General features: G+C 65.3%; 27 protein-coding genes and 1 pseudogene. 15 read left to right on the forward strand and 13 right to left on the reverse strand.

What is annotated here, in order from left to right:
* Positions 1-696: helicase C-terminal domain-containing protein (locus KAY22_RS02395; protein ID WP_296619554.1), on the forward strand; the 696-nt coding region annotated here is incomplete at its 5' end.
* 89 nt (positions 697-785) lie between these two features.
* A complete protein-coding gene (locus KAY22_RS02400) occupies positions 786-1328 on the forward strand; it encodes a histidine phosphatase family protein (RefSeq protein WP_296619556.1) in 543 nt (180 codons plus the stop codon).
* A 236-nt stretch (positions 1329-1564) separates the two neighbouring features.
* On the opposite strand, the pseudogene KAY22_RS02405 reads toward KAY22_RS02400, so the two are convergent.
* The 5 genes and pseudogenes from KAY22_RS02405 to rpmF form a co-directional block, all read right to left on the reverse strand.
* Positions 1565-1816 (reverse strand): annotated as a pseudogene (locus KAY22_RS02405) (MerR family transcriptional regulator); the annotation flags it as partial.
* A 13-nt stretch (positions 1817-1829) separates the two neighbouring features.
* Positions 1830-2132: an integration host factor subunit alpha gene (locus tag KAY22_RS02410; protein WP_296619559.1), complete on the reverse strand. Its 303-nt coding sequence runs from the start codon at positions 2130-2132 to the stop codon at positions 1830-1832.
* 74 nt (positions 2133-2206) lie between these two features.
* The gene (locus KAY22_RS02415) at positions 2207-3163 is read right to left on the reverse strand and encodes a beta-ketoacyl-ACP synthase III (protein ID WP_296619658.1); all 957 of its coding nucleotides are present in this window, start codon (positions 3161-3163) and stop codon (positions 2207-2209) included.
* 11 nt (positions 3164-3174) lie between these two features.
* Positions 3175-4221 (reverse strand): phosphate acyltransferase PlsX, encoded by a 1047-nt coding sequence (gene plsX, locus KAY22_RS02420; RefSeq protein WP_296619659.1) that lies wholly within the window; start codon positions 4219-4221, stop codon positions 3175-3177.
* Positions 4222-4246: 25 nt separating this feature from the next.
* Positions 4247-4426: a 50S ribosomal protein L32 gene (gene rpmF, locus KAY22_RS02425; RefSeq protein ID WP_296619560.1), complete on the reverse strand. Its 180-nt coding sequence runs from the start codon at positions 4424-4426 to the stop codon at positions 4247-4249.
* Between the two features lie 159 nt (positions 4427-4585).
* On the opposite strand from rpmF, the gene KAY22_RS02430 reads away from it, so the two are divergent.
* Positions 4586-5026 (forward strand): MAPEG family protein, encoded by a 441-nt coding sequence (locus KAY22_RS02430; protein WP_296619563.1) that lies wholly within the window; start codon positions 4586-4588, stop codon positions 5024-5026.
* Between the two features lie 36 nt (positions 5027-5062).
* On the opposite strand, the gene KAY22_RS02435 is transcribed toward KAY22_RS02430, so the two are convergent.
* Positions 5063-5731: an MBL fold metallo-hydrolase gene (locus KAY22_RS02435; protein WP_296619565.1), complete on the reverse strand. Its 669-nt coding sequence runs from the start codon at positions 5729-5731 to the stop codon at positions 5063-5065.
* A 130-nt stretch (positions 5732-5861) separates the two neighbouring features.
* On the opposite strand from KAY22_RS02435, the gene KAY22_RS02440 reads away from it, so the two are divergent.
* The 3 genes from KAY22_RS02440 to msrA all read left to right on the forward strand — a co-directional run bounded on the left by KAY22_RS02440 (position 5862) and on the right by msrA (position 8690).
* Positions 5862-6536: an aminotransferase class IV gene (locus KAY22_RS02440; RefSeq protein WP_296619568.1), complete on the forward strand. Its 675-nt coding sequence runs from the start codon at positions 5862-5864 to the stop codon at positions 6534-6536.
* Positions 6537-6603: 67 nt separating this feature from the next.
* Positions 6604-7806 (forward strand): pyridoxal phosphate-dependent aminotransferase, encoded by a 1203-nt coding sequence (locus tag KAY22_RS02445; RefSeq protein ID WP_296619570.1) that lies wholly within the window; start codon positions 6604-6606, stop codon positions 7804-7806.
* Positions 7807-7952: 146 nt separating this feature from the next.
* Positions 7953-8690 carry a peptide-methionine (S)-S-oxide reductase MsrA gene (gene msrA, locus KAY22_RS02450; protein ID WP_296619572.1) on the forward strand — a complete coding sequence of 246 codons (738 nt, stop codon included), beginning with the start codon at positions 7953-7955 and terminating at the stop codon, positions 8688-8690.
* A gap of 10 nt (positions 8691-8700) precedes the next feature.
* On the opposite strand, the gene pdeM is transcribed toward msrA, so the two are convergent.
* Complete coding sequence (gene pdeM, locus KAY22_RS02455) at positions 8701-9363, reverse strand: ligase-associated DNA damage response endonuclease PdeM (protein WP_296619574.1); 663 nt, start codon at positions 9361-9363, stop codon at positions 8701-8703.
* 134 nt (positions 9364-9497) lie between these two features.
* Here pdeM and KAY22_RS02460 point away from each other — a divergent pair, with 134 nt between their 5' ends.
* The 3 genes from KAY22_RS02460 to KAY22_RS02470 all read left to right on the forward strand — a co-directional run bounded on the left by KAY22_RS02460 (position 9498) and on the right by KAY22_RS02470 (position 12873).
* Positions 9498-10412 (forward strand): sulfite exporter TauE/SafE family protein, encoded by a 915-nt coding sequence (locus tag KAY22_RS02460; protein ID WP_296619576.1) that lies wholly within the window; start codon positions 9498-9500, stop codon positions 10410-10412.
* Complete coding sequence (locus tag KAY22_RS02465) at positions 10409-11167, forward strand: TIGR02186 family protein (protein WP_296619578.1); 759 nt, start codon at positions 10409-10411, stop codon at positions 11165-11167. Before KAY22_RS02460 ends, KAY22_RS02465 begins: the two co-directional genes overlap by 4 nt.
* Before the next feature lie 77 nt (positions 11168-11244).
* A complete protein-coding gene (locus tag KAY22_RS02470; RefSeq protein WP_296619580.1) occupies positions 11245-12873 on the forward strand; it encodes a DUF87 domain-containing protein in 1629 nt (542 codons plus the stop codon).
* Positions 12874-12893: 20 nt separating this feature from the next.
* Here the strand turns inward: KAY22_RS02470 and KAY22_RS02475 are convergent, their stop codons facing one another.
* From KAY22_RS02475 to KAY22_RS02485, 3 genes are all read right to left on the reverse strand, one after another.
* Complete coding sequence (locus KAY22_RS02475; protein WP_296619582.1) at positions 12894-13883, reverse strand: hypothetical protein; 990 nt, start codon at positions 13881-13883, stop codon at positions 12894-12896.
* A 100-nt stretch (positions 13884-13983) separates the two neighbouring features.
* Positions 13984-15618 carry a helicase HerA-like domain-containing protein gene (locus tag KAY22_RS02480; RefSeq protein WP_296619584.1) on the reverse strand — a complete coding sequence of 545 codons (1635 nt, stop codon included), beginning with the start codon at positions 15616-15618 and terminating at the stop codon, positions 13984-13986.
* A 106-nt stretch (positions 15619-15724) separates the two neighbouring features.
* A complete protein-coding gene (locus KAY22_RS02485; protein WP_296619585.1) occupies positions 15725-17287 on the reverse strand; it encodes a M23 family metallopeptidase in 1563 nt (520 codons plus the stop codon).
* 215 nt (positions 17288-17502) lie between these two features.
* Here KAY22_RS02485 and KAY22_RS02490 point away from each other — a divergent pair, with 215 nt between their 5' ends.
* From KAY22_RS02490 to KAY22_RS02510, 5 genes are all read left to right on the forward strand, one after another.
* Complete coding sequence (locus tag KAY22_RS02490; protein ID WP_296619587.1) at positions 17503-20052, forward strand: helicase-related protein; 2550 nt, start codon at positions 17503-17505, stop codon at positions 20050-20052.
* On the forward strand, positions 20039-20320 hold the full coding sequence (locus KAY22_RS02495; protein ID WP_296619590.1) for an RNA-binding S4 domain-containing protein: 282 nt from the start codon (positions 20039-20041) through the stop codon (positions 20318-20320). The genes KAY22_RS02490 and KAY22_RS02495 overlap by 14 nt, the downstream gene beginning before the upstream one ends.
* Before the next feature lie 35 nt (positions 20321-20355).
* Entirely contained in the window at positions 20356-20694 is a 339-nt protein-coding gene (fdxA, locus tag KAY22_RS02500; RefSeq protein ID WP_165322809.1) for a ferredoxin FdxA, read from the forward strand.
* Positions 20695-20924: 230 nt separating this feature from the next.
* The gene (locus KAY22_RS02505) at positions 20925-21443 is read left to right on the forward strand and encodes a CarD family transcriptional regulator (RefSeq protein WP_165322810.1); all 519 of its coding nucleotides are present in this window, start codon (positions 20925-20927) and stop codon (positions 21441-21443) included.
* Between the two features lie 121 nt (positions 21444-21564).
* Positions 21565-22260 (forward strand): head GIN domain-containing protein, encoded by a 696-nt coding sequence (locus KAY22_RS02510; RefSeq protein ID WP_296619595.1) that lies wholly within the window; start codon positions 21565-21567, stop codon positions 22258-22260.
* A 7-nt stretch (positions 22261-22267) separates the two neighbouring features.
* Here KAY22_RS02510 and KAY22_RS02515 read toward each other — a convergent pair whose 3' ends face one another.
* Positions 22268-22684, reverse strand: coding sequence for a DUF1489 domain-containing protein (locus KAY22_RS02515; protein ID WP_296619598.1), 417 nt, complete (start codon positions 22682-22684; stop codon positions 22268-22270).
* A gap of 22 nt (positions 22685-22706) precedes the next feature.
* Positions 22707-24113: a magnesium transporter gene (gene mgtE, locus KAY22_RS02520; RefSeq protein WP_296619600.1), complete on the reverse strand. Its 1407-nt coding sequence runs from the start codon at positions 24111-24113 to the stop codon at positions 22707-22709.
* Between the two features lie 196 nt (positions 24114-24309).
* On the opposite strand from mgtE, the gene KAY22_RS02525 reads away from it, so the two are divergent.
* A complete protein-coding gene (locus KAY22_RS02525) occupies positions 24310-24777 on the forward strand; it encodes a peptidylprolyl isomerase (protein WP_296619602.1) in 468 nt (155 codons plus the stop codon).
* A 61-nt stretch (positions 24778-24838) separates the two neighbouring features.
* Here the strand turns inward: KAY22_RS02525 and KAY22_RS02530 are convergent, their stop codons facing one another.
* Positions 24839-25723 (reverse strand): LysR substrate-binding domain-containing protein, encoded by an 885-nt coding sequence (locus tag KAY22_RS02530; protein WP_296619604.1) that lies wholly within the window; start codon positions 25721-25723, stop codon positions 24839-24841.
* Positions 25724-25728 lie beyond the last annotated feature (5 nt).

Consider the following 25728-nt stretch of genomic DNA (forward strand, 5'->3'; position numbering starts at 1 on the left):
ACCAGCGCCGAGGTGCTGGTCGTCACCGACCTGAAGCGCGGAGATGTCGCGCAGCTGGGGCAGGCCTATCACCGCCTGATCGCGGCGGCCGGCGGCGGGACGCTGGGCCTGTTCACGGCGATCTCCTGCCTGCGCGCGGTGCATGCACGGATCGCCGACCGGCTCGCCCGCGACGGGCTGCCGCTCTATGCCCAGCATGTCGACCCCATAGACACCGGTACATTGGTCGACATCTTCCGCGACGATCCCCGCGCGTCGCTGCTCGGAACCGATGCGCTGCGCGACGGAGTCGACGTGCCGGGCGAGTCGCTCCGGCTGGTGGTGATGGAAGGTGTTCCCTGGCCCCGCCCCACCGTCCTCCACGCCGCGCGCAAGGCGGCAGGCGGCGGCAGCGTCTATGACGACCGCATCGTCCGCGCCCGGCTGCGCCAGGCCTTCGGCCGGCTCATCCGCAGCGCCGGCGACCGCGGCCATTTCGTCCTGCTCGGCGCGGCCACGCCATCGCGCCTCCTCGACGCTTTTCCCGGCGGCGTCCCCGTGCTGCGCGTGACGCTCGACGAGGCGATTGCGCGGATCGCGGGCCAGCAAGGGGCCGTTCGCCATACCCCGCCTTCAGTCCGCATCGGTTCAGCGAGCCGCGACTTCCTGCCCGGACTCGCCGATCGCGCGCATGAGGACCGTCACGACGACCGCTGATCCGCAGACGGACAGCTGCCGCAAGCAGACTTTCTTCCGTCGCCTGTTTCGGGCATCACGGCCCGAGGTCGAGGGAGTGTGCTGCTACCGTGAAGAAATTGACGCTTTTGCGCCATGCCAAGTCGGGTTGGGACGATCCCGTCGCCCGCGACTTCGACCGGCCCCTCAATGCGCGCGGCAAGCGGGCGGCGCTGCGTATCGGGCAATATCTGCGCGACAACGACCTGCACTATGACCATGTCCTGTCCTCGCCGGCGATACGCTGCGTCGAGACGATCGAGCAGTTGGCGCAGGGCGTCGGAGAGACGATCGCGCCATCCTGGGACAAGCGCATCTATCTCGCCTCAGCGGTGTCCCTGCTCGATGTCGTGCAGGAAACCGACGATCGCCATGATTCGCTGCTGCTCGTCGGGCATAATCCGGGCCTCGAGGACCTCGTCCTGATGCTCGTCCCCGACCGGATCGACGACGAGGCCCGCGACCAGGTCGAGGAGAAATTCCCGACCGCCAGCCTTGCGGAGATCAGCTTTCCGGTGGAGCGCTGGGACGATGTCCGCCCCAATGGCGGCACCCTGTCGCTGTTCGTTCGCCCGCGCGATCTCGATCCCAGCCTCGGTCCCGACCAGAGCTGAGGCAGCGGGCCTCAGTCCATGTCGGTGGCGAGTGCCTCGACCAGCGCTTCGCGAATGGCAAGCAATTCGACCCGTGCCGGCGACGGCAAGGTCTGATTGACCACGAGTACGGGCTGCGGAGCGATAGGAGCGGTCCGCACCGGTTCGGCAACAGCTTCCATATCCGAGTCGGGGAGCGCAGCGGCCGGAACGGGGATCGTCTCGGACGCTGGTTCAGGCGATGCCTCTTCGACGGGGGCCTTCTGCGAGAGCAGTTTCTGGACGCCGCGGATCGTATAGCCCTGCTCGTTGAGCAGACTGTGGATGCGACGCACCAGCGCAGCGTCGGAGGGACGATAATAGCGGCGGTTGCCCGCACGCTGCAGGGGCCTCAGCTGCGGGAAACGCGTCTCCCAATAGCGGAGGATATGCTGCTGGATACCAAGCTCCGCCGATAGCTCCCCAATGGTCCGAAAGGCGTCGTCGGATTTTTCACCAGCAGAAGTCATTCAAGAAAAAGCCTTAATTCCCCGCAACGATCCGATCGCGGAGCATCTGGCTGGCCCTGAAGGTGAGAACACGCCGCGGTGCGATCGGCACCTCTACCCCGGTCTTGGGGTTGCGACCGATCCGTTCTCCCTTCTGGCGAAGGATGAAGCTTCCGAAGCCGGAAATCTTCACATTCTCGCCGCGCGCCAGAGCAGAGCTCATATGCTCGAGGATCTGTTCGACGACCGCCGCCGAGTCGGCGCGCGAAAGGCCGATCTCGCGATGGACCTCTTCGGACAGATCCGCCCGCGTCAAAGTGCCCCCATCCAACGCCATAGAACCCCCCGGTCGGTTACATATCGATTATCTTACGTACAGTAGCGCACGAATCAAAGCCGATTCCAAGGGCTTCAATAGCGTATCGCAGCGGCACCCCACGTAAATCCGCCGCCCATGGCTTCCAGCACCAGCAGGTCACCGCGCTTGATGCGACCGTCGCGGACGGCCGTGTCGAGCGCGAGCGGAACCGAGGCCGCCGACGTATTGGCATGCTGATCCACGGTGATGACGACGCGCTCGGCCGGCAGGCCGAGCTTGCGGGCCGTAGCGTCAAGAATGCGGCGATTGGCCTGGTGCGGAACGACCCAGTCGATATCGGCGACGGTCAGGTCGGCCGCCGCCAGAACTTCGCGCAGCACTTCGGCGAGGTTGGTCACCGCATGGCGGAAGACCTCCTGGCCCTTCATGCGGAGCTTGCCCACGGTCTGCGTGGTCGACGGACCGCCATCGACATAGAGCAGCTGGTTATGCCGCCCATCGGCATGGAGCCGGGTTGCCAGCACGCCGGATTCGCTGTCTTCGCCGCGCAACACGACCGCGCCCGCGCCGTCGCCGAACAGAACGCAGGTCGTGCGGTCTTCCCAGTCGAGGATGCGGCTGAACGTCTCGGCGCCGATCACCAGTGCGTGACGGGCAGCACCGCTCTTGATCATGCTGTCGGCGACCGACAGCGCGTAGAGGAAACCAGAGCAGACAGCCTGCACGTCGAAGGACACGCAATCGTCGATGCCGAGTGCGGTCTGCACGATCGTGGCCGACGCGGGGAAGGTCTGATCAGGCGTGGCCGTAGCCAGGATGATCAGGTCGATCGCCGACGGCTCGATCCCTGCGCTCTCGATGGCGCGCCGGGCGGCGTCGGTGGCCAGCGAGGAGGTGGTCTCCCCTTCTCCGGCGATGTACCGCATGCGTATGCCGGTCCGCTCGACGATCCATTCGTCGGACGTATCGACCGTTTCCGCGAGCTGCGCATTGGTTACCTGACGGCGCGGCAGGGCCGAGCCCGTGCCTGCGATGACGGCGCGACGCATCCGCTCAGCGTTCATGCGACATCTTCCGGCTGTACGACGCTGCCCCGGAAATCCTCGAGATCGTCGGTGATCCGACGGGTGAGGTCCTCGCGGGCGATCTTGGCGGCAAGGCTGATCGCATTGGCGATTCCCTTCTCGTCGGCGCCGCCATGACTTTTGACCACCAGCCCGTTCAGGCCGAGGAAGACGGCACCATTGTGATTATTGGGGTCGAGATGATGGCGCAGAAGCTGGAATGCCGGCTTGGACAGCAGGAACCCCGCCTTGGACCGAATCGAGCTGGAAAAGGCGCGGCGCAGCAGATCCGTGATGAAACGCGCCGTGCCTTCGATCGACTTCAGGGCGATATTTCCGGAAAAGCCGTCGCTGACGATGACGTCCGCCTCGCCCCGACCGAGCCGGTCGGCTTCGATGAACCCGTCGAAGCGCCAACCGCTACCGGTCTGCTGGCGCAGCTGGGCCGCAGCATCCTTGAGCTCGCCGGTGCCCTTGAGTTCCTCGGTGCCAATGTTGAGGAGCCGGACGCGAGGCTGCACGGTACCGAGAGCGAGACGCGAATAGGCGGCGCCCATGACGGCGAACTCGACGAGGTTCCGCGCGTCGCAATCGGTGTTGGCGCCCAGATCGAGCATCACCAGATCGCGCTCGCCCAAGGTCGGCAAGAGCGCGGCGAGCGCCGGCCGGTCGATGCCATGCATCGTCCGCAGCGACAGCTTCGCGATTGCCATCAAGGCGCCGGTGTTGCCGGCGGACAAAGCAGCGGCCGCCTCCCCGGCCTTCACGGCCTGGATCGCGGCTCCCATCGAGCTGGTCTTGGACCGCCGAATCGCCTGGCTCGGCTTGTCATCGCCAGTGATCACGTCGGCGCAGTGTACGACGTCCGAATCGGCCATGCCCGAGTGGCGACGCAACTCCGCGCGCAGCGCGGCATCGTCGCCGAACAGGGTGAATCGCAATGATGGATCACGCTGGCGAGCAAGGGCGACACCGGCAACGATCGTCGCCGGCCCACCGTCACCGCCCATCGCGTCAATGGCGATTCGCGGTGCTTCGTCCACGGTCATCCCCCGGATAAGGCCTTGGTCAGGCCTCGACCGAGAGGATCTCGCGGCCGTTATAGTGACCGCAGGCGTTGCAGAGGTTGTGCGGGCGCTTCAGCTCGCCACAGTTCGGGCACTCCTGGAACGCTTCCACCGACAGCGCGTGGTGGCTGCGGCGCATGTTGCGCTTAGAGGGCGAGGTCTTTCTCTTGGGGACGGCCATGTCGGCACCTGTTCCTAGCTAAACAAATAAAGCGACGAACGCCCGGAACCCTGTAGGGGGTCGGGCTCGTCGCGAGCGCGCGACCTATAGCGATTTCGCTCCGCGTTGCAAGTATCGGTACGACCTGCCAATCAACGCGCTTCCAACCAAGGAGGGGATATGATCCTGCCTATCACGCTGACGATCGCCGGCGCCGCTGCCATCCTGAACATATGGCTTGCCATCCGCATCGCGACGATCCGCGTCAAGGACAAGGTGCTGATCGGCGACGGCGGCAAGCCGCTGCTGCTGGCGCGGATGCGCGCACAGGCCAACTTCATCGAGTATACGCCGATCGTGCTGATCCTGATGGCGCTGATCGAATTCGCCCAGGGGACGCAGAACTGGCTGTGGGGTGCCGGCATCATATATATAGCCGGTCGCGTGCTTCACCCGTTCGGCATGGATCGACAGACCCCCAACGTGCTTCGCGCCGCCGGGGTCCTCATCAGCTTCATCGTCACCCTGGCTCTGGCCGGCTATGCGCTGACCATCCCCTATACGACCAAGAACGGCATGGTCACGACCGTCACCAACGACGGACTGACGCCAGGCCAATGACCCATCCGGGGAGCGGCGGCCGTGCCGCTCCCGCCTTCAGGCGGCAATGACGCGGTCAGCCACGAAGGGGTTGCTGGCCCGCTCATGGGCAAAGGTCGACATCGGCCCGTGGCCGGGGACGAAGGCGGTGGCACCGCCCAGCGGCCACAGTTTACCCGTGATCGACGCAATCAGATCGGCGTGGTTGCCCTTCGGAAAGTCGGTCCGGCCGATCGACCCCTGGAACAACACGTCCCCGACGAGCGCCAGTTTCGACGGGGCATGGTGGAAGACGACGTGACCGGGCGTGTGGCCCGGGCAATGGATCACGTCGAGTTCGAGATCGCCGACAGTGACCTTGTCGCCGTCGTCGAGCCAGCGATCGGGTTCGAACGCCCGCCCCTCGATACCATAATTGCGACCATCATCATCCAGCCGCGCGATCCAGAAGCGATCGTCAGGGTGTGGCCCTTCGATCGGCACGCCGAGTTGCTCGGCCAGAATTCCGGTGCCGCCGCAATGGTCGATATGGCCATGGGTCACCAGCAGCTTTTCAATCGTCACGCCGTGCTGGGCGGCAGCGGCCTTCAGCCGTTCGAGGTCGCCCCCGGCGTCCACGAACGCGCCCTTCATCGTCCTGGTGCACCAGATCAAGGTGCAGTTCTGCTGCAGGGGCGTGACCGGCACGATGGCGGCCTTGAGCGGCGGAGTGGCGTCATTGGTCATGGAGCCGACATGGCGGTGCGGCGAGCCAGATGCAATATGGCGCGTGACCCAGGCCTCTGGCCCGCGATCGGACATATGGCGATAAGAGCTTTTGCTCGCGACGGTTTCGCACCATAGGAGAGGCAGGGCAATGAGCGCCGCCCTTTGGAGCGGCAGGGAGCAGCGGACAGTCATGGCGTCGACGGGGTTCGACCTCATCGAAACGATGCGTTTCGAGGCGCTCGACGGATTCGTCGAACTCGAACGCCATCTGGAGCGGATGCGCCGCAGCGCCGACAGCCTCGGCTTCCGGTTCAACCGGCATGATTGCCGCAACGAACTTCAGGCCGCGACCTTCCGCCTGACCCACGATGCCCGGGTGCGGTTGCTGCTGGGTCGCAGCGGCGCAATCGCGATCGAAGTGCGGAGCCTGCCGCCCAGGCCGGTCGAGCCGGTCGATGTGGCGCTGGCCGATCTCCCCGTCCCCGCCGGTGACATCAGGCTGGTCCACAAGACCACCGACCGGGACTTCTACGACGCGCCGCGAAGAGCCGCCGGGACGTTCGAGATAGCGTTCCGCCTGCCGGACGGCAGCCTGACCGAAGGCAGTTTCACCAACATCTTCGTGCCAAGCGGCGACCGCCTGGCGACGCCGGCCGGCGGTGGGCTGCTCCCCGGTATATTGCGCGAGCGATTGATCGAAGAGGGACGCGCTTACGAGACGCGACTGACCGCCGCGGATCTCGCCGACGGCTTCTTCATCGGCAATTCGCTGCGGGGCCTCATCGCGGCGCGCCTCGTTGCGGCGGCGCACAACGGAGGTTGAGGCAGAGCCCCCTCTCCCCTATAGCGCGGCCGTTTCCATCAGCGCAGCAACAGGAAAGCGCCTCGCCATGAGCCTCATCGCACCTGCCCTCAACCGCATCTCGCCCTCGCCGACGCTCGCCATGACGAGCCGGGTGCTCGAGCTGAAGTCGAAGGGCATCGATGTGATCGGCCTTTCGGCAGGCGAGCCAGACTTCGACACGCCCGACTTCGTCAAGGAAGCCGCGATCGAGGCGATCCGCAAGGGCCAGACCAAATATACGAATGTCGACGGCACTGCGGAGCTGAAGGCGGCAATCGCCGCCAAGTTCAAGCGCGACAACGGCCTGACCTACGAAGCCTCGCAGATCAGCGTCAATGTCGGCGGCAAGCACACGCTGTTCAACGCGCTCGTCGCGACCGTCTCGGCGGGCGATGAGGTGATCATTCCGGCGCCCTATTGGGTCAGCTATCCGGACATCGTCCAGTTCGCGGGCGGCACGCCGGTGTTTATCCGCGCCGGCGCCGACCAGCTTTACAAGATCACCCCCGAGCAGATCGAGGCGGCGATCACTCCCAAGACCAAGTGGCTGCTGCTCAATTCGCCCTCGAACCCGAGCGGCGCCGCCTATAGCGCCGACGAACTCAAGGCGATCGCCGAGGTGCTGCGCCGCCATCCGCATGTCTGGATCATGTCCGACGACATGTACGAGCACATCCTGTACGACGGCTTCGAGTTCGCGACGATCGCGCAGGTCGCACCCGACCTCTACGAGCGTACGCTGACGGTCAACGGCTGCTCCAAGGCCTATTCGATGACCGGCTGGCGCATCGGTTTCGCCGGTGGTCCGGCGCCGCTGATCAAGGCGATGTCGAAGCTGCAGTCGCAGTCGACCTCCAACCCCTGCTCGATCGCACAGGCGGCGGCGACCGCCGCACTGAACGGCGACCAGTCCTTCCTGGCTGAGCGGGCCGTCGCCTTCCAGAAGCGCCGCGACCTGGTCGTCTCGATGCTGAACGAAGCAAAGGGCATCAACTGCCCTCGCCCCGAAGGCGCCTTCTATGTCTATCCGGACGTGTCCGGACTGATCGGCCTCAAGACCCCGACCGGCAAGACGATCGCGAACGACGCCGACCTGATCGACTATTTCCTCGACGATCACCGCGTCGCCGCCGTCCATGGCGCGGCCTTCGGCCTCGAGCCGGCCTTCCGCGTCAGCTACGCAACGTCGGAAGCGATCCTGACCGAAGCCTGCACCCGTATCCAGGCCGCTTGCGCGGCGCTCGCCTGATGATTTCCCGCCCTCCCCGCATCGGGGAGGGCGCGGTCGTGCTGCTCCATCCCGGCACGATCGCAAACGTCGTCAGGATTGAATCCGGTTGGCGGCTCTCCATCTGTGTGACATAATCGTCACAGGATCGAAAAAAGGATGACCTTTTGACGGACAGTCCTAACCGGCCGATGATCGCGGGCATTTGCGCTGGCGTACTCCTTTTGGCCGCAGCCGGAACGATGGCGACGCGCAGCCCGGCTGTCGCCCCGGCGCCCAAAGTGGCGCCCGGCCCCATTGTTCGCGTTCCAGCGCCTGCGGTAGATCCCGCCGATCGCGCGGCGACAGCGACCGCCATTTTTGCCGGCGGATGCTTCTGGGGCGTGCAGGGCGTGTTCCAATATGTCGAAGGCGTGCAATCCGCCGTCTCCGGCTATTCGGGCGGATCGGCGCAGACCGCCAATTATGAAGCGGTGGGATCAGGCAGCACCGGCCATGCCGAGGCGGTGCGTGTCACCTATGATCCGTCCAAGGTCAGCTATGGTACGCTGTTGCGCATCTTCTTCGCGCTGGTGGCCGACCCGACGACGCTCAACCGGCAGGGGCCCGATCGCGGCAGCCAGTATCGCACCGCAATCTTCCCGACGACGCCGGCGCAGCGCACGACGGCAGAGGCCTATATCGCCCAGCTGTCGGCAGCGCGGCTGTGGAAGGCCCCGATCGTGACCAAGGTCGAGCGCTATCGCGGCTTCTATCCGGCCGAGCGCTATCATCAGGACTTCCTGCTACGGAAACCGGACTATCCCTATATCGTCTATAACGACCTGCCCAAGGTCGAGGCGTTGCGCGTCGCCTTCCCGGAGCGGTTCCGCAAACAGCCGGTGATGGTCTACCCGAAAGGCTGACCGGCTGGCCTCAGGCGGCCAGCGGGAATCCCAGTAGCCGCTCCTGAACCGGGATCAGCGCCCGTGCGCCGACTCCAACCGTCCCCAGAATGACGGGATCGGCTGCATCCATCCCGCCGGTCAACACGCCGAAGGACGGCAGGATCAGCTTGGTCGCGCCAATCACGAAACAGGGCCGCGACACTCGCCGCCCGCGCAGCGTCACCATATAGCGCGGATGATAATGGCCCGAGATCTCCGGGCGAGAATCATGGCGATCGGCCTCGTGGCGCAGCACGAGCCCGGCCAGTTCCGCCTCGGCGACGATATGGCCGCCGAGGGGATCTGCGATGGCATGGTCATGGTTGCCGACGATCCAGGTCCAGCGGGTCCGCGCCGTCAGCAGGGCGAGAAGCCCGAGCGCCTCGTCGGCCAGGCGTTCGCTGCCCCTGCGGTCGTGGAAGCTGTCGCCCAGACAATAGACGGCTTTCGCCTCCGTGCGCTCGACCAGCGCCAGGACGCGGCGGAGCGTTTCGATCGAATCATAGGGCGGCAGCATCTGTCCGCGCCGCGCATAGCTGCTCGCCTTTTCGAGATGGAGATCTGCGAACAGCAGGCTCGCGGTGGGCGTGTGAAACAGCCCGCCTTCGCCGAGCGCCAACAGATCGACCGAACAGAACGAAAAGGGAACCATGACCCTGCATAGCCCTGCACCGGCGCGCTGGGCAAGAGGCCGCCCCTCGGAACGCCCCGATCACAGGCCGAAACCGGCCGCAATCGGCGCTTGGGCCTTTCCCCGATGGGCGAAAATGCTTTAGCCCTGCTGTCATGGATCTGTACCTGCCCATTGCCGGATTGTCGGTGAACATCCTGGTGATCATCGGTCTGGGCGGCCTGGTGGGCATTTTGTCGGGCATGTTCGGCGTCGGCGGCGGATTTCTGACCACGCCGCTGATGATCTTCTACGGCATTCCCCCGGCCGTTGCCGTCGCCTCCTCTGCCCCGCAGATCACCGGCGCCAGCGTATCGGGCGTGCTGGCCCATGGGACACGCGGCGGGGTCGATTATCAGATGGGTGGCGTGCTGGTCGCAGGTGGCGCGATCGGCTCGCTCCTGGGCGGCTTCCTGTTTCGCCTGCTGCAGGACATCGGTCAGATCGATACGGTCGTGAACGTCATGTATGTCCTGATGCTCGGCAGCATCGGCATCGTGATGGCCAAGGACGCGATCGGCTCGCTGCAGGCCCAATGGCGCGGGGTCGCGCCGCCGGCAAGCGGTCGTCGCCACCATCCGCTGATCGCCATGATGCCGTTCCGCTGGCGCTTCTACCGGTCGGGCCTCTACATCTCGCCGCTCGCACCCTTCCTGCTGGGCCTCGCTACCGGGGTCATGACCGTGCTGATGGGCGTCGGCGGCGGCTTCATTCTGGTGCCGGCGATGATCTACATCCTCGGCATGTCGGCGCGCGTCGTCGTCGGCACCTCCCTGTTCCAGATCCTGTTCGTGACGGCGGCAACGACGATGGTCCATGCCCTGACAACCCGCGCGGTCGACCTCGTGCTGACCGCACTTTTGCTGGTCGGCAGCGTGACCGGCGCACAGATCGGCACGCGCATGGCGCTGAAGATGAAGCCGGAATATCTGCGTCTCGCGCTCGCCTTCATCGTCCTCGTCGTCGCGATCCGCATGTTGCTGGGCCTGACCTGGCGACCGCCCGAGATCTTCACGGTGCAGCCGCTATGAGGAGGCTGCTGCTCGCCTGCCTCGCGCCGGTCCTGATCGCGGCGTCGAGCCCCAAGCTCGTCCCCGACGTATCGCAACGCAAGATCGAGATTATTTACAGCTTCACTGGTGCCGAACTGCTGCTGTTCGGGGCGATCCTGTACCCCGGCGGGCGGACGCCCAGCGACGATGCCCAGATCGCGGTCGTGGTGAAGGGACCGTCCGAGCCGGTGCTGGTACGTGAGAAGCGCAAGATCGCGGGCATGTGGATCAACGCGGACAGCAGCGACTTTCGCTCGGTGCCATCCTTCTACGCCCTCGCCTCATCGCGCCCGATCGCGCAGCTCGTCGACCAGCGCACGGCAGTCATCTACGAGCTGGGCATCGACAATCTGCAGCTGTCGCCCGCCAGCTCGGGCAACCTTGCCGAGGACCAGCGCTTCGAGGAGGGGTTGATCGAACTCAAGCGGCGCGGCGGCTATTATTCCGAGACCGACCGGGGCGTCGAGATCAGCGAAGGCGTACTCTATCGCGCCCGCATCGCCATCCCGGCGCGCGTGCCGGTTGGGCGTTACACCGCTGAGACCTTCCTGATCGAACGCGGTCGGGTGGTTGCCGCCGCGACCCGCGAAATCGAAATCCACAAGTCGGGCATGGAGGCTTTCGTCGCGCGCGCCGCCGAACGCCACGGAGTCCTTTACGGCCTGACCGCCGTCCTGCTCTCGCTCGCGCTCGGCTGGGCTGCCAGCGTAGCTTTCAGGCGGCTTCGCGAATAGCGAGATACTGCGCGCATTGGCGGCTTTGTTAACCGCCCGTCGCTAGACCCCCGGCAACGGATCGGGACACTTGATACATGAATGAGATGACGCGCGACCTGCAGCCGGCCAGCGGGATCGGAGACATCACGCTCGGTCGAGTCGAGGCCGTTTCGGGCGGGGGTGCCCGCATCCGGCTCGACGGGCGAGGCGTCGACCTGCTCGTCGGGAATGACGATAGTGCGCTGGCGATGGCCGGCGAAATCGGCTCGATGCTCGCTATGGCCGTCGCCAGCCGCAGCGTGATCGCAACCGTCCATGCGCTCGACCATGATGCGCAGGGCGTATTTGCTCATATCGCCTTTCTAGGGGAAGGAGACCGCGACGCCGCAGGCCGGTTGACCGCCTTTCGCCGGGGGGTAACACGCTTCCCGCTTCCGGGAACGGTAGTGACGGGCGTTTCGACCGCCGACATGGACGCGATATTCTCGGCCCGGGACATTCCCAACATCGAAGTGGGCACCGTACACCCAACCCAGGCGACGCGTGCAGCGCTGCTCGTCGACGCCATGCTGTCCAAGCATTTTGCGCTGCTCGGATCGACCGGCACCGGCAAGTCGACCGCGACCGCGCTGATCCTGCACCGGATCTGCGACATGGCACCCCATGGTCATATCGTGATGATCGATCCGCACGGGGAATATGCGGCGGCTTTCGACAGCGTCGGCGCGGCCTATGGCGTGGCCAATCTGGCGATGCCCTATTGGCTGATGAACTTCGAGGAGCATTGCGAAGTGCTGCTCACCACCAGCGGGGCCGAACGGCAGATGGATGCCGATATCCTCGCCAAGTGCCTGCTTGCCGCGCGCCAGCGCAACCGCGCGGCAGAGGGCGTGGCCCGGATCACCGTCGACAGCCCGATCCCCTATGTGCTCTCCGATCTGACGACCATCATCCAGACCGAAATGGGGAAGCTGGAGAAGGCGTCGAGCAACGCGCCCTATCTGCGCCTGAAGCACAAGATCGACGAAATCCGGTCCGATCCCCGCTACCATTTCATGTTCTCGGGCATGCTGGTGGGCGACAGCATGAAGAGCTTCATAAAGCGCATCTTCCGCCTGCCCGGAGAGGGCCGGCCGATCTCGGTCATCGATGTGTCGGGGGTCCCGTCAGAAATCACCTCGGTCGTGGCGTCGGTGCTCGCGCGCTGCGTGTTCGACTATGCGATCTGGGCGCGGAACAGCGCCGAACATCCGATCCTCCTCGTCTGCGAAGAAGCGCACCGTTACGTCCCCTCGGACCGGCAGCAGAACAGCGGGCCGGTCCGTCGCATTCTCGAGCGGATCGCCAAGGAAGGCCGCAAATATGGCGTTTCGCTCGGGCTGGTGACGCAGCGTCCGTCGGACCTTGCAGAAGGCGTTCTGTCGCAATGCGGCACGATCATCGCGATGCGTCTCAACAACGAACGCGATCAGGCGTTCGTGCGCGCGGCCATGCCCGAAGGCGCGCGCGGCTTCCTCGACACCATTCCCGCACTGCGCAACCGCGAGGCAATCATCTGCGGCGAAGGCGTTCCGATTCCGATCCGCGTCGCCTTCGACGATCTCGCTCCGGAACTCCGCCCCGCATCGCATGATCCGCTCTTCTCGGACCTGTGGAAGCGCGGCGGAGACGAGGACGCACTGGTCGAGCAGGTGATCGCCCGCTGGCGCAACCAGAGACGCTGACCTCCACACAGCTGATCGTGTCAGCCGGCGATCATTGCATCATAGGCAGCGGTAGCCTGTTCGCGGGCTTTGTGCCCAAAGGCGAAGCGCGGGTCGGTAGAAATCGGAAAGAACATCATCGTGGCGTTCGCCTCGAACAGGATCACCCGGCCATCGGCCAGGATGTCGAAATCGACCCCGAAGAAATCGAGGGGCATACGCGCGCGGATATCGCGCAATATCCGCTGGACCTCGCCCGGCAGAGCCGACAGCCCGCCTTCTACGACCCGCTTTTCCTCAGCGATTTCGTCGGATAGGTGAGGCATCACCCGTTCGCGGTCCGGACCGTGGACATTCCAGTGATCCGACACGAGCCGGTGCCGGATGACGGCGCGGTCACCGAAATAGAACACTCGAAATTTGCGAAACAGACCGGTCGGCTGCCGGATATCGAAGAACTGTGTGAGATAGTAAGTCTGTTTCGGATCGACCTGCCGCAGCACCCCGTCCATATCTGCACAAACCCCGCAAATCTGTCCATCATGGCGACCGGCCATGCGGAGGATCGCAGGAAAGCCCACCTCAGCCTGGGTGATCGCCGCAACGGCGAGATTGGGACGCCCCTTGAATCTGGCCACGGGTGGGACGACCAGACCGTCGATCCCGGTCATGCGTGCCGCGATCTTGTCCCGCTGCGTTTGCAACACATGCTCGGGACGATTGAGCACCCGCCCCTGGAACCCTTTGAGGAAACGTTCGGCATAGCCCAGCACGACAGGATTGATGTCCGCGTCGGTGATCAGGTTGAGGACCACGCCAATCCCGGCGAGGGACGGGCGCGCCTTCAGCCGCTGGAAATTGACCGGAATGTTCAAGCGGACGAAGTCGTCCCCGTCGCCCGACTGGAGCAGACGAATATCGGTTGTGCCTCCCGCGTTTCGTCGATCCTCACCGGGCCGGAGCTTGCCATGCTGGTTGTCCGAACCAAAAAGGACCCCGAGCTTCTTGCCTGGCTCTGCCGTCGCGTTCACCGCAGATTGCCTCAACGAAAGCATGGCAGTTGGCCAGCCTCCGCAAGCGCTGTAACGTGGATGGCCCCGCCTGCCCCTGACCGTAGCATCGCATTTTTCGTCACTTGAACAGACCGCCGAGGATGCCGCGCACCAGTTGCCCGGCAATACCGCCCGAGGCCCCCCGCCGCCGACCGCCGCCGAGGACGGCGCGACCGACTTCATTGGCGATCTGGCGCCCGATCGAGGACGCCGCCGCACGGGTCGCCGACTGCAGCGCTTTCTCCACAGCGCCGGGTTTCGCTGCCTCCCGCTCAGCCGCCGCCTGCCGACGCACATTGTCCCGTGCCTCTGCTTCGCGCTGCCTGGCTTCCAGCTTGGCTTGGGTCGCCGCAGCCTTGTCGGCCTCGACCTGCGCCTTTGCGGCGCCCGCTGCTGCGATGGCGGCGTCCGCGCGCGCCGCCAATATCTCTTCGGCCGACTCCCGGTCGATCGCCTCGTCATATTTTCCCGCGACCGGCGAGGTGGACAGCATCAACGCCCGCTCGCGCGCATCGACCGGTCCGAGCCGCGATCCCGGAGGGGCGATCAGGGTCCGCTGCACGATCGACGGGCTGCCGTCCTCCTGCAGAACAGAGACAAGCGCCTCGCCGACCTTCAATTCGGTGATAACCCGGGCGACGTCGAGGTCGGGGTTGATCCGGAAGGTCTCGGCCGCCGCTGCGATCGCCTTCTGATCGCGCGGAGTGAAGGCGCGCAGGGCGTGCTGTACGCGGTTGCCGAGCTGGCCGGCGACATCCTCGGGGATGTCGATCGGATTCTGGGTCACGAAATAGACCCCGACACCTTTCGACCGGATCAGGCGCACCACCTGCTCGATCTTGTCGGTCAGCGCCTTCGGAGCGTCGTCGAAAAGGAGATGCGCCTCATCGAAGAAGAAGACGAGCTTCGGCTTGTCCGGGTCGCCGACCTCGGGGAGCACCTCGAACAGTTCGCTCAGCAGCCAGAGCAGGAAGGTAGCGTAGAGCTTGGGGCTCTGCATCAGCTTGTCGGCGGCGAGGATATTCACATAGCCGCGCCCCTGATCGTCGACGCCCAGGAAATCCTCGATAGCCAGCGCGGGCTCCCCGAAAAAATGTCCGCCGCCCTGACTTTCCAGCTGGAGCAGCTGACGCTGGATCGACCCGACGCTCGCCTTGCTGACATTGCCATAGCGCGCCGACAACGCGTCGGCCTGTTCCGCGCAATGGACTAGCATGGCCTGCAGATCGCCGAGGTCGAGCAGCAAAAGCCCCTCCTCGTCGGCCAGACGGAAGGCGATGTTGAGGACACCCTCCTGCACCTCGTTCAGATTCATCAGCCGCGCGAGGAGCAGCGGCCCCATTTCCGAGACGGTCGTGCGGATCGGGTGACCCTGCTCCCCATAAAGATCCCAAAAGATCACCGGGTTGTCGCGCCAGCCGAAGCCTTCCATCCCGATGTCCGCAGCCCGCGCGACCAACTTGTCGGCATTCTTCGCCATCGGTGACCCCGCCATGGCCATGCCCGACAGATCGCCCTTCACGTCCGCCATGAACACGGGCACGCCCGCCGCCGAGAAATTCTCGGCAATGCCCTGCAAGGTGACGGTCTTGCCGGTGCCGGTGGCGCCAGCGATCAGGCCGTGGCGATTGGCGCGCCTGAGGTTCAGATATTGCGGGTCGATCGAAGAGCCCGAGGGACTGCCACCCAGAAAGATACCCTGTCCGTCGACCATGAAACGCCTCCTGCTGCGGAGGTGTCAGCCTAGCCCTGCGCAGGGCGTCGCGAAAGCGGCGACGCGCGATTCCGCGACGTCCTGCACAGATTTTACCTTAGGCGGATCAGCCCTTGCGGGGCTTGGTGCGATCGCCTGCTTCGGCGCTCTTTTCAGGCGTTTCGGATGCGACGACGGGGCCCGCTACGCGCACCGCCAGCAGATTGCTCAACTTGGCCCGGAAACTGGCAAGCTCCCGCCCGGACAGCTGTTGGACAGTCGTGAATTTCAACGAGGTCGGATTGATCGGCCGGCCCTCACGGTACATCTCATAATGAAGATGCGGCCCGGTCGAGAGCCCGGTCGATCCGACATAGCCGATCAGTTGCCCTTGCCGGACACGCTCGCCGACGCGGGCGATGATGCGGCTCATATGGGCATAGCCGGTCGCGATTCCGCCCGAATGGCTGATCCGGACATAATTGCCATGGCCGCCATGACGCCCGGCAAAAGCGATGACACCATCGGTAGCGGCGACGATTGGCGCGCCCATGGGAGCGCCGAAATCGACCCCCTGGTGCATCCGCGAATAACCGAGAATGGGATGCATCCGCATCCCGAAGGTCGAGGTCAGATGACCGAGTACCGGGCGCTGCATGACGCCCTTGCTCTCGCCCACACCGGAGGCTTCATACCATTGCTGGCGCCCGCCGGTGGTCCATTTCAGCATCTGGACCTTCTTCTTGCCTTCGGTGACACCCGCATAGAGCAGTTCACCGACCTTGACCTCACCAGTCTCCGCGCGGGCATGCTCGACGATCGCGTCGAAGCGCGCGTCCGAGCCGATGCTGCGCATCGACAGCTTCTGCGACACCGCCTTGATGAAGGTCTCGATCGCGCCGGCAGGCAGACCGGCGGCGCGCGCGGAGCGGTAAAGACTGGAGCCGACACGGCCCTGGATGCGCAGCGGCGTGTTGTCGACGCGGATCGGGATCCGTTGAAGCCGGAGCGCGCCGTCGACGCGCTCTACCGCGAGCTTGAGATCGAAGCGGGCGCGGAATGCGAGATTTTCCAGCGGCCGCGCATCGCGCTTGGACTCGCGCCGGCCCAGCACGAGGTCCATTCTTGTCCCGGCACGCAGATCGTCCAGCGGAACCGTCCGGTCGACCAGCGTGGCCACCTGTGCGGCTTCGCTGCGCGCGACACCCGCGCGTTCGAGGACGCGGGCGAAGCCATCACCCTGCCCGAGCGTTGCGGTGAGTTCGACGCGCGGGCGTTCGGGCGTGTCATCGAGCGTTTCGACCTGCGCACTGGGGGCAAGCCGGCGGCCGGTGTCGGCGCCGAGCGCGAGCGGCGCTATGGCGAGGGTGCGCGCCTGCTCATATTGCGCGGCGCCCATCTGCGGCTCGGCCGGCAGGCGAATCGGCCGGAAATCGGGAACCATGAGTCCGGCCGCGGTGCACAATGACAAGCAGGTGAACAGCCCGCGGAACCATTCGCGCGATCCGATGCGGGCGCCGAGATCGACGACGAGATCTGCCCCGGCCAGCCGGTCGACGGCGGTGCCGAGCGGGCTATCGATCAGCCGGTCGAATTGGGGGAATCGGGCTGGCCGGACAAGCGCGAGGGCGCGACCGCCGCCAGCGGCGAGCCCTTCCGATGCCAGATCCTGAGCGCCGCCCCGAAACAAAAGCCCCCGCCCTTTCAACGAATCGCCTATCCGATTGCCCTGACGAGACAAATTCGTGCCGGACGCAGTCAGTCTGCCGCAGCATGGTTAATGTCAAACTAAAGGGCCGGACCGAAGCCGCCATATGCGACGAATCGAGTCCTTTGCGGCCACGAGTCGAGTCGTCTGCAGGTTTCGCGCTTGCGTTCGTCACGCGACGCGCCGATCCTTGCTTCATGGCCAGCCTCAGCGCCCAGCCGGTCGTGGCCGTGCTGGGTCCGACCAACACCGGCAAGACGCATCTCGCGATCGAGCGGATGTGCGGCCATTCGAGCGGCATGATCGGCTTTCCGCTGCGTCTGCTGGCGCGCGAGGTCTATGACCGGGTGGTCGCGATCAAGGGCAAGGAACGCGTCGCGCTGATCACCGGCGAAGAGAAGATTCTTCCGCCCAATGCACAATATTATCTGACCACCGCCGAATCGATGCCGATCGATCGCGACTTCGCCTTCGTCGCGCTGGACGAGGCGCAGCTCGGCACCGATCCCGAACGAGGCCATGTATTCACCGATCGCCTGCTACGCGCCCGCGGTCGGGAAGAGACGATGATCCTCGGATCGGATGCCTTGCGCCCGATGGTCCGCGCGCTGGTAAAGGATGCCGAGATCATCGGCCGCCCCCGTTTCTCGACGCTCAGTTTTGCGGGCGCGACCAAATTGTCGCGGCTGCCGCCACGGTCTGCGATCGTCGCCTTCTCGGCCGAGGAAGTCTATGCGGTGGCGGAGATGCTGCGCCGTCTGCGCGGTGGGGCCGCCGTGGTGATGGGCGCGCTTTCGCCCCGCACCCGCAACGCCCAGGTCGCGATGTTCCAGGCGGGCGAGGTCGACTATCTGGTCGCCACCGATGCGATCGGCATGGGCCTGAACATGGACGTCGCCCACGTCGCCTTCGCCTCGCTGCGCAAGTTCGACGGCCGGCGGACGCGGCGGCTCACCATCGCGGAAATGGCGCAGATCGCCGGACGCGCAGGTCGCCACCAGCGTGATGGAACCTTCGGGACACTCGCGCTGGAGGGCAGCAGCGGGGCCCGCTTCGAGGATGAGGAGGTCGATGCGATCGAAGCGCACGCCTTCCAGCCGATCGACCATCTCTTCTGGCGCGAGGGGCGGCCGACGCTGGCCTCGCTCGATGGGCTCATCGCCGATCTTGAACGGCGTCCCGATCGGCAGGTGCTGCGCGCGGCGCCCCAGGCGATCGACCTGGCGGTGCTCAAGCGGCTGGCCGAGGAAGACTGGGTCCGCGAACGCGCCCGGAGCAAACCTGTCATTGCGCGGCTATGGGCGGCCTGCGGGCTGCCAGACTTCCGCAAGACCGGCCCTGAACCGCACGGCCGTCTCGTTGCGCGCATCTTTCGCCACCTCAGCGAAGGCAATAGCTTCCTGCCGGTCAGCTGGTTTGCGGACGAACTCGCCCGGCTCGACAGCGTGCAGGGCGACGTCGAGACGCTCGCAGACCGCATCGCCGGGGTCCGAACCTGGGCCTATATCGCGCACCGGTCGGATTGGCTGCCCGACGCCGAAAGCTGGGCGGAGCGCACCCGCTCGCTCGAAGAAAAGCTGTCCGACGCGCTGCACCAGCGACTGACCCAGCGCTTCGTCGATCGGCGCACGTCGGTACTGATGCGCGATCTCGGCGCCAAGGGAGGGGACCTGCTGCTCCCCGTGAAGGTCGACGAGGACGGTATCGTCACCGTCGATGGCGAGGCGATCGGACGGCTCATCGGTTTCCGGTTCAAGGCCGACCATCTGGCGCGGCATGGCGACATGAAGCGGCTGATGGCGGCAGCCGAACGGCGGCTGGGCGTGGAATTGTCGAGTCGCGCGCGGCAATTGGCGGCCGACGGCGATGCCGAATTCTCACTAGCCACCGATGCCGGGCGGCCGGTGGCGATCTTCTGGCGCGGCGACGTCGTGGCGCGGCTCGAAAAGGGGCGCAGTCTGCTGAGTCCTCGAATCCGACTGCACCGCGCGCTCGATACCCTCACCCCGGTCGATCGCGCTGCCGTCGAACAGCGCGTCACCGCATGGCTGGAAGCGCGGATCCAAAGGGAACTGAAGCCGCTTTCCCGCTATTCCGATGCAGCTCGTGACCCCGCCTGCCCCCCGTCCCTGCGCGCGCTGCTGGCGCCGCTCGCCGAGGCCGGCGGCATCGTGCCTCGCGACCAGGTCGCTTCGGCGATCGAGCATCTCGAGCGCGAAGACCGCTCGCGCGCCGAGCGGCTGGACGTCAAGATCGGCACGATCGACGTCTACTCCCCAACCCTTTTGAAGCCCGAACCAACGCGCTGGCGTCTCGCCCTCTTCGCTGCGGCCGAGGACCAGATGATGCCCGACCTGCCGGTACCCGGAGCGGTGTCCATGCCCACTCCCACCGACAACGCCGCCTGTGAGGCTATGACACGCGCCGGCTATCGCGCGCTCGGGGCGCAGATGCTCCGCGTCGATCTGGCAGAGCGGCTGGCCAGAATAGCCCATGAAGCGCGTACCGGACGAAAGCCCTTCACGCCCGACCCGGCACTGTCCACCTCGCTCGGCTTGCGTCCCGCCAGCTTCACCCAGTTGATGCTGGCGCTGGGCTTTCGCGCCACCCAGCCGGGCAATAGCGAAGAATGGACATGGAAGGGCAAGCGTCCACCGCGCAAGGTCGAAAGCGAGCGTCCCGGTAACCTGTTCGGCGCGCTTGCCGATCTCTATCCGTCACGGTCCCCGCGGAATGCGGCTCGATAAATTCCTCTGGTTCACCCGCCTCACCAAGACCCGCGCGCTCGCGCAGGTCCTCGCCGAAGCCGGGCATATGCGCATCGACGGCCGGGTCGTCGACCGGGCCCATGCGACGGTCCGGATCGGCAATGTGCTGACCTTCGCGCTGCATGACCGGGTCCGTATCGTGCGGGTCGAGGCGCTGCCCGTTCGTCGCGGGCCGGCACCCGAAGCCGCCGCCTGCTACACTGACCTTTCGCCGCCCCCTGTTGACGAGCAGCGACGCGCAACCTAACGGGGGCCGCGTCAGCCCCTGGGGAAAAGTGGATAATGACCTACGTCGTCACCGATGCCTGCATCCGTTGCAAGTATATGGATTGTGTCGAGGTGTGCCCTGTCGACTGTTTCTACGAGGGCGACAACATGCTGGTGATCAACCCCAGCGAGTGCATCGACTGCGGCGTGTGCGAACCCGAATGCCCGGCCGAAGCCATCTTGCCCGACACCGAATCCGGCCTGGAACAGTGGCTGGAGCTCAACAACACATTCGCCGCGCAGTGGCCGAACATCACGCGCAAGCGCGAAGCGCCCGCCGATGCGGACGAGTGGAAGGGCGTCGAGGGCAAATATGAGAAACACTTCTCGCCCGAACCCGGCCAGGGCGACTGATCGCACCCTTCGCAGCTGCAAAAAGCGACCGAATTTGCCCTATCCGGGCTGGAATGGGCCCGGATGCTGGCTTTTCGCTTACTGATGTGTTACAGGATTCGCGTCCGGGCGCGATCCAGCGCGCCTGCAACAAGGAACCTGCGAGTCGCCGTATGAGGATTGCCGTCGGCCGCTAACGGGAGGGCGGATCGGACGGAACTGATACGGCATCCCAATGAAAGGTCTGCTAAATGGCTGCCAAGGCGCTGAGCTTCGTCGTCGGCGATTATGTTGTTTATCCCAAGCATGGTGTCGGCCGCGTGGTCGAACTGCAAAGCCAGGAAATTGCTGGAGCCAAACTCGAACTTTACGTTCTGCGTTTTGAAAAGGAGCGCATGACGCTCCGCGTTCCGACCAACAAGGCCGAGGCCGTTGGTATGCGCAAGCTCTCGTCGAACCTGACGATGAGCGAAGCGCTCGCCACGCTCAAGGGCAAGCCCAAGATCAAGCGCACCATGTGGTCGCGCCGCGCCCAGGAATATGAAGCGAAGATCAATTCGGGCGACCTGGTGTCGATCTCCGAAGTGGTGCGCGATCTGTTCCGGGCCGACGATCAGCCCGAGCAGAGCTATTCGGAGCGTCAGATCTTCGAAGCGGCCACCAGCCGCCTCGCCCGCGAACTCGCCGCGATGGAAGCGGTCGACGAGCCCACGGCGCAGGAGAAGATTCTCGACATCCTCCGCAAGGCGGCTGCGATCCACAACAAATAAGTCCCTTCCCCGGAAGGATGAATGAGGCGGCCTTCGCGGGCCGCCTTTTTCTTTGCGCTTTTCACTCTGGTCTGCCCGCAGCAGCTGTGTATTATTAAAACAACACAGTCGGGAGACCGAAATGCGCGTACAGGTTCTGCTGCTGATTTCCGCCGGGCTCGGCTCGCCCGCGCTTGCCGATACGCCAGCCAGCCGGGATTACCCCGTTTCCGCTTTCAGCCGGGTGGTGGTCGAAGGACCCTATGATGTCGAGATTCGCGATGGAGCGCGCCCATCCGCCTCGGCACGCGGCCCGCAGGAACAGCTCGACCGCCTGATCATGGCGGTCGAAGGCGACGCGCTGGTGGTGAAGACGCGCCATTCCAACTGGTCCTGGGGAACCGGACGCAATGTCACGCGGGTCGCGATTACGGCGCCCTCGCTCCGCTCGGTTCAGCTCAGCGGATCGGGCAATATCGCCTTGGACCAGGCCAAGGGGGCCAGCTTTTCTGCGGGCGTGAGCGGTTCGGGCGACCTGCGGATCGATCGCGTCGAGGCGTCCACTCTGTCGCTGCGCATCACCGGCTCCGGAGATCTTGCAGCGCGCGGTGCGGCACAGAGCGTGACCGCCAGCGTGACGGGGTCGGGGAGTATTGCGGCAGCGAGTCTCTCGACGGGCGACCTCGTCGCGGCGGTGACCGGGTCGGGCGATATCGACGTCGGCACGACCCGAACGGCCAAGGCGACGGTCACGGGCTCCGGCGACATAAGGATCGCGGGCCAGCCGAGTTGCACTCAGCGCAAGACGGGGTCGGGATCGATTCGCTGCGGCGGCTGATGCCGCCTCAAAGCAGGCCGAGAGTGGCCAGTTCGGCCTGCAAGGACGCCGGGATGGCATCGCCATCGGCCCCGTTCTCCCCGATGTCGCGCGGCGCGTCGGCAGCCGTCAGGTAGCGCCAGCCCTGATGCGCGCGCCGGGGGCGCGGTTCCACCGGGATCAGCACCGGTGCAAGAATGATGCCACAACGACCGCCTTCGATATCTTCGAAACCGATCAGCGGCTGCCGCAGGCCGAAGCGATGCTGCGAAATCCAGTAGAGCGATCCGCCGTCGAGTTCCTCGAACCGCTTGGGCTTGTAGCGGGTGGTGAGCATGATCGGCTCGCCGCGCTCGATCCGCGGCAACAGCCGCGCGCGCAGGTCGTCGAAGCCGTCGCAACCAAAGGCGATCTTGGTGATGTGGAGGTCGCTCATGGCCTCCATATCGGCTGGGAGCCGGCCGGCTTCAACCGTGCAATCCCCAAAGGGCAGCCAGGCCCAGGAAGGAGAAGAAGCCCATCACGTCGGTCGCGGTCGTCACGAATACGGCCGAGGACACCGCAGGGTCCGCGCCGGCCTTGTCGAGGCCGACGGGCACGAGAATGCCGGCAAGGCCCGCCGTGATATTGTTGATGATCATCGCGAGGCAGATCACGATCCCGAGATCGCGATTGCCGTAAATCAGAAAGACTGCCAGCCCGATCAGTGCGCCCAGGCACAACCCGTTGGTGATCGCGATGCGGAATTCGCGGAAGATCATGCGCGCCGTGTTTGACGAGGTAAGCTGGTTGAGCGCGAGCGCCCGCACCGCCACCGCCATGGTCTGGGTGCCCGCATTGCCGCCCATGCCCGAGACGATCGGCATCAGTACCGCGAGAACCACGAGCCGCGAGATCGTGTCCTGAAACAATCCAACGACCGACGCCGCAAGGATGGCAGTGCCGAGATTGACCACCAGCCAGGTCAGCCGGACCTTGACCGTTTCGAGAACGGGCTCGTTGATGTCGCCATCACCCGCGCCCGACAGCTTCAATATGTCTTCGCCGGCCTCTTCCTGGATGATGTGGACGATGTCGTCGACGGTGATCATGCCGACCAGCCGGCCCGAATGATCGACCACGGCCGCCGAAATCAGTGCATATTTCTGGAAGCGGAGGGCGACTTCTTCCTGGTCCATGTCGACCGGAATGAGCGTCTGCTCGCGCGCCATGACGTCACCGACGGACACCTGACGCGGGGTGCGCATGATCCAGCTGAGCTTGCAGGTGCCGATCGGGCGGTGCCCGGCGTCGACGACGAACACTTCCCAGAAGTCGGTGACGAGATCCTCGTTGCCACGCAGATAGTCGAGCACATGGCCGACCGTCCAATGCTCGGGCACCGCGATCAGGTCGCGCTGCATCAGGCGCCCGGCAGATTCCTCGGGATAGGACAGCGCCTCTTCGATCGCCGCGCGATCGTCGGGCTCCATCGCGCGCAGGACCGCGCGCTGATCCTCCTCCTCCAGTTCCTCGATGATCGCAACGGCGTCATCGGTGTCGAGCTGGGTGGCGATTTCGGCCACCTCGTGCGGGGCGAGCGCGTCGATCAGTTCCTCGCGCACCCACTCGTTCATTTCCGCGAAGACGTCGGCATCGAGCAGGTCGGAAATCGCCGAAGCGATCGGTCGCCGCATCTCCTGCGGCGCGAGTTCGAACAGGTCCGCGACGTCGGCCGGGTGCAGCGGCGAGACGAGCGCGCGGGCGCCGTCGGTATCGCCTTGCTCGACACATTCGATGACCGCGTCGACGAAGCTCGACTTCAGCCGGTCATCCTCGTCGTGGAGCGTCTCGACCGGGGAGGATTCGAGGATTTCGCTGTCCGTCTCGCTCACGCCATCCTCCGAACGCCTGGCTGGAGCGCCGGTCTAGGGCCCGGACCGGCAAACGGCAATGGCGGGAATCGAGCCTTTCGCAGCCCACCGGACATTTAGCGACGGCGGGCTTATGGCCCATTCAATCAGCGCTCGCCTCGAACGCCATCTGCCGATAGGGACGGAGCGGAGTCGCATCGACCAGAAGGAGTTCCCGATGTCCGCCGATCCCGAAAACACCCTGATCATGACGCTGGAGGGCGGCGATGTCGTCATCAACCTGCGCCCCGACCTCGCTCCCGGCCATGTCGCCCAGATCAAGGAGCTGACCCGCGAAGGCTTCTATGACGGCGTCGTCTTTCACCGCGTCATCGACGGCTTCATGGCGCAGGGCGGCGATCCGACCGGCACCGGCATGGGCGGTTCGGACAAGCCGAACCTGAAGGCTGAGTTCAACCGCGAGCCGCACGTTCGCGGCGTTTGCTCGATGGCGCGCAGCGCCAATCCGAACAGCGCGAACAGCCAGTTTTTCATCTGCTTCGACGACGCCCGCTTCCTCGACGGCCAGTACACCGTCTGGGGCGTGGTCGACTCGGGCATGGAACATGTCGACGCTCTGCCCAAGGGCGAGCCGCCGCGCACGCCGGGCAAGATCGTCAAGGCGCGCATCGCCGCCGACGCCTGATCTTCAGATCGAGCAACCGAACATGCCTCTCCGGCCATCGCCGGGGAGGCATTTTCTTTGATCAGACTGTCGAGATCGCCTCGAACAGCCAGTCGTGGAAGATGCGCACGGCGCGCGTCGAGAGCGCGGGACGGCGGCAGGCGAAGAAATAGCCATAGGGGCTGTCGATCGACTCGTCGAAGATGTGCGTCAGCCGCTCATCATGCGCATCCTCGAGGTGGCTACGCAGCATGAAGGCAACGCCCAGTCCCTGCGCCGCCGCATCGAGCATCAGCTGTCCCGAGTCGAACACGTCGACCGCCGCAGGCTCTAGATCGGGCCGCCCCAAGGCCTCGCGCCAGATAGTGAACAGCTCAGGCATGTCGCGGTGCAGGAAGATCGTCAGACGGGCCAGGTCGTCGACCTTGCCGACCGGATAGCGACCGGACAGCAGCGAACGATTGACGATGCCGACCACCGTGTCGCGGTCGATCCGGCGCGAATAGAGGCTGGTGTCGACATCGCGAGCCAGCACGATCGCCGCATCGACGCCTTCCCCCAGCCGGGCGAGCGCATGGCTGCCCGTGTCGATGTCGATATGGAGTTCGGGATGCCGCTCGCGGAGTTCGGGCAGGCGCCCCATAAGGCGCTGCGACGCAAACAGCGGCATGACCCCCAAGCGCAGGCGGACCAGCTCGGTCTCACCGGAACTGGCATCGATCGCCAGGGTGAGCTGGTCGAGCGCCGGCGCGATACGCGACAACAGTTTTTCGCCCTCCGAGGACAGAATCATTGCCTGGTGGCGGCGCTCGAACAGGTTGCGCCCCATGAAGCGTTCCAGCGCCTGGACCCGACGGCTTAGCGCGGGCGACGAAAGCGCCAGTTCCTCGGCGGCAGCCTTGACCGAACCGAGCCGGGCGACCTGGACGAACGCCTCTATGGCGGTCAGGGGGGGCAGTCTGCGCATGCGAC

It is taken from the genome of Rhizorhabdus sp. (genome assembly GCF_018006725.1).
Classification (GTDB): domain Bacteria; phylum Pseudomonadota; class Alphaproteobacteria; order Sphingomonadales; family Sphingomonadaceae; genus Rhizorhabdus.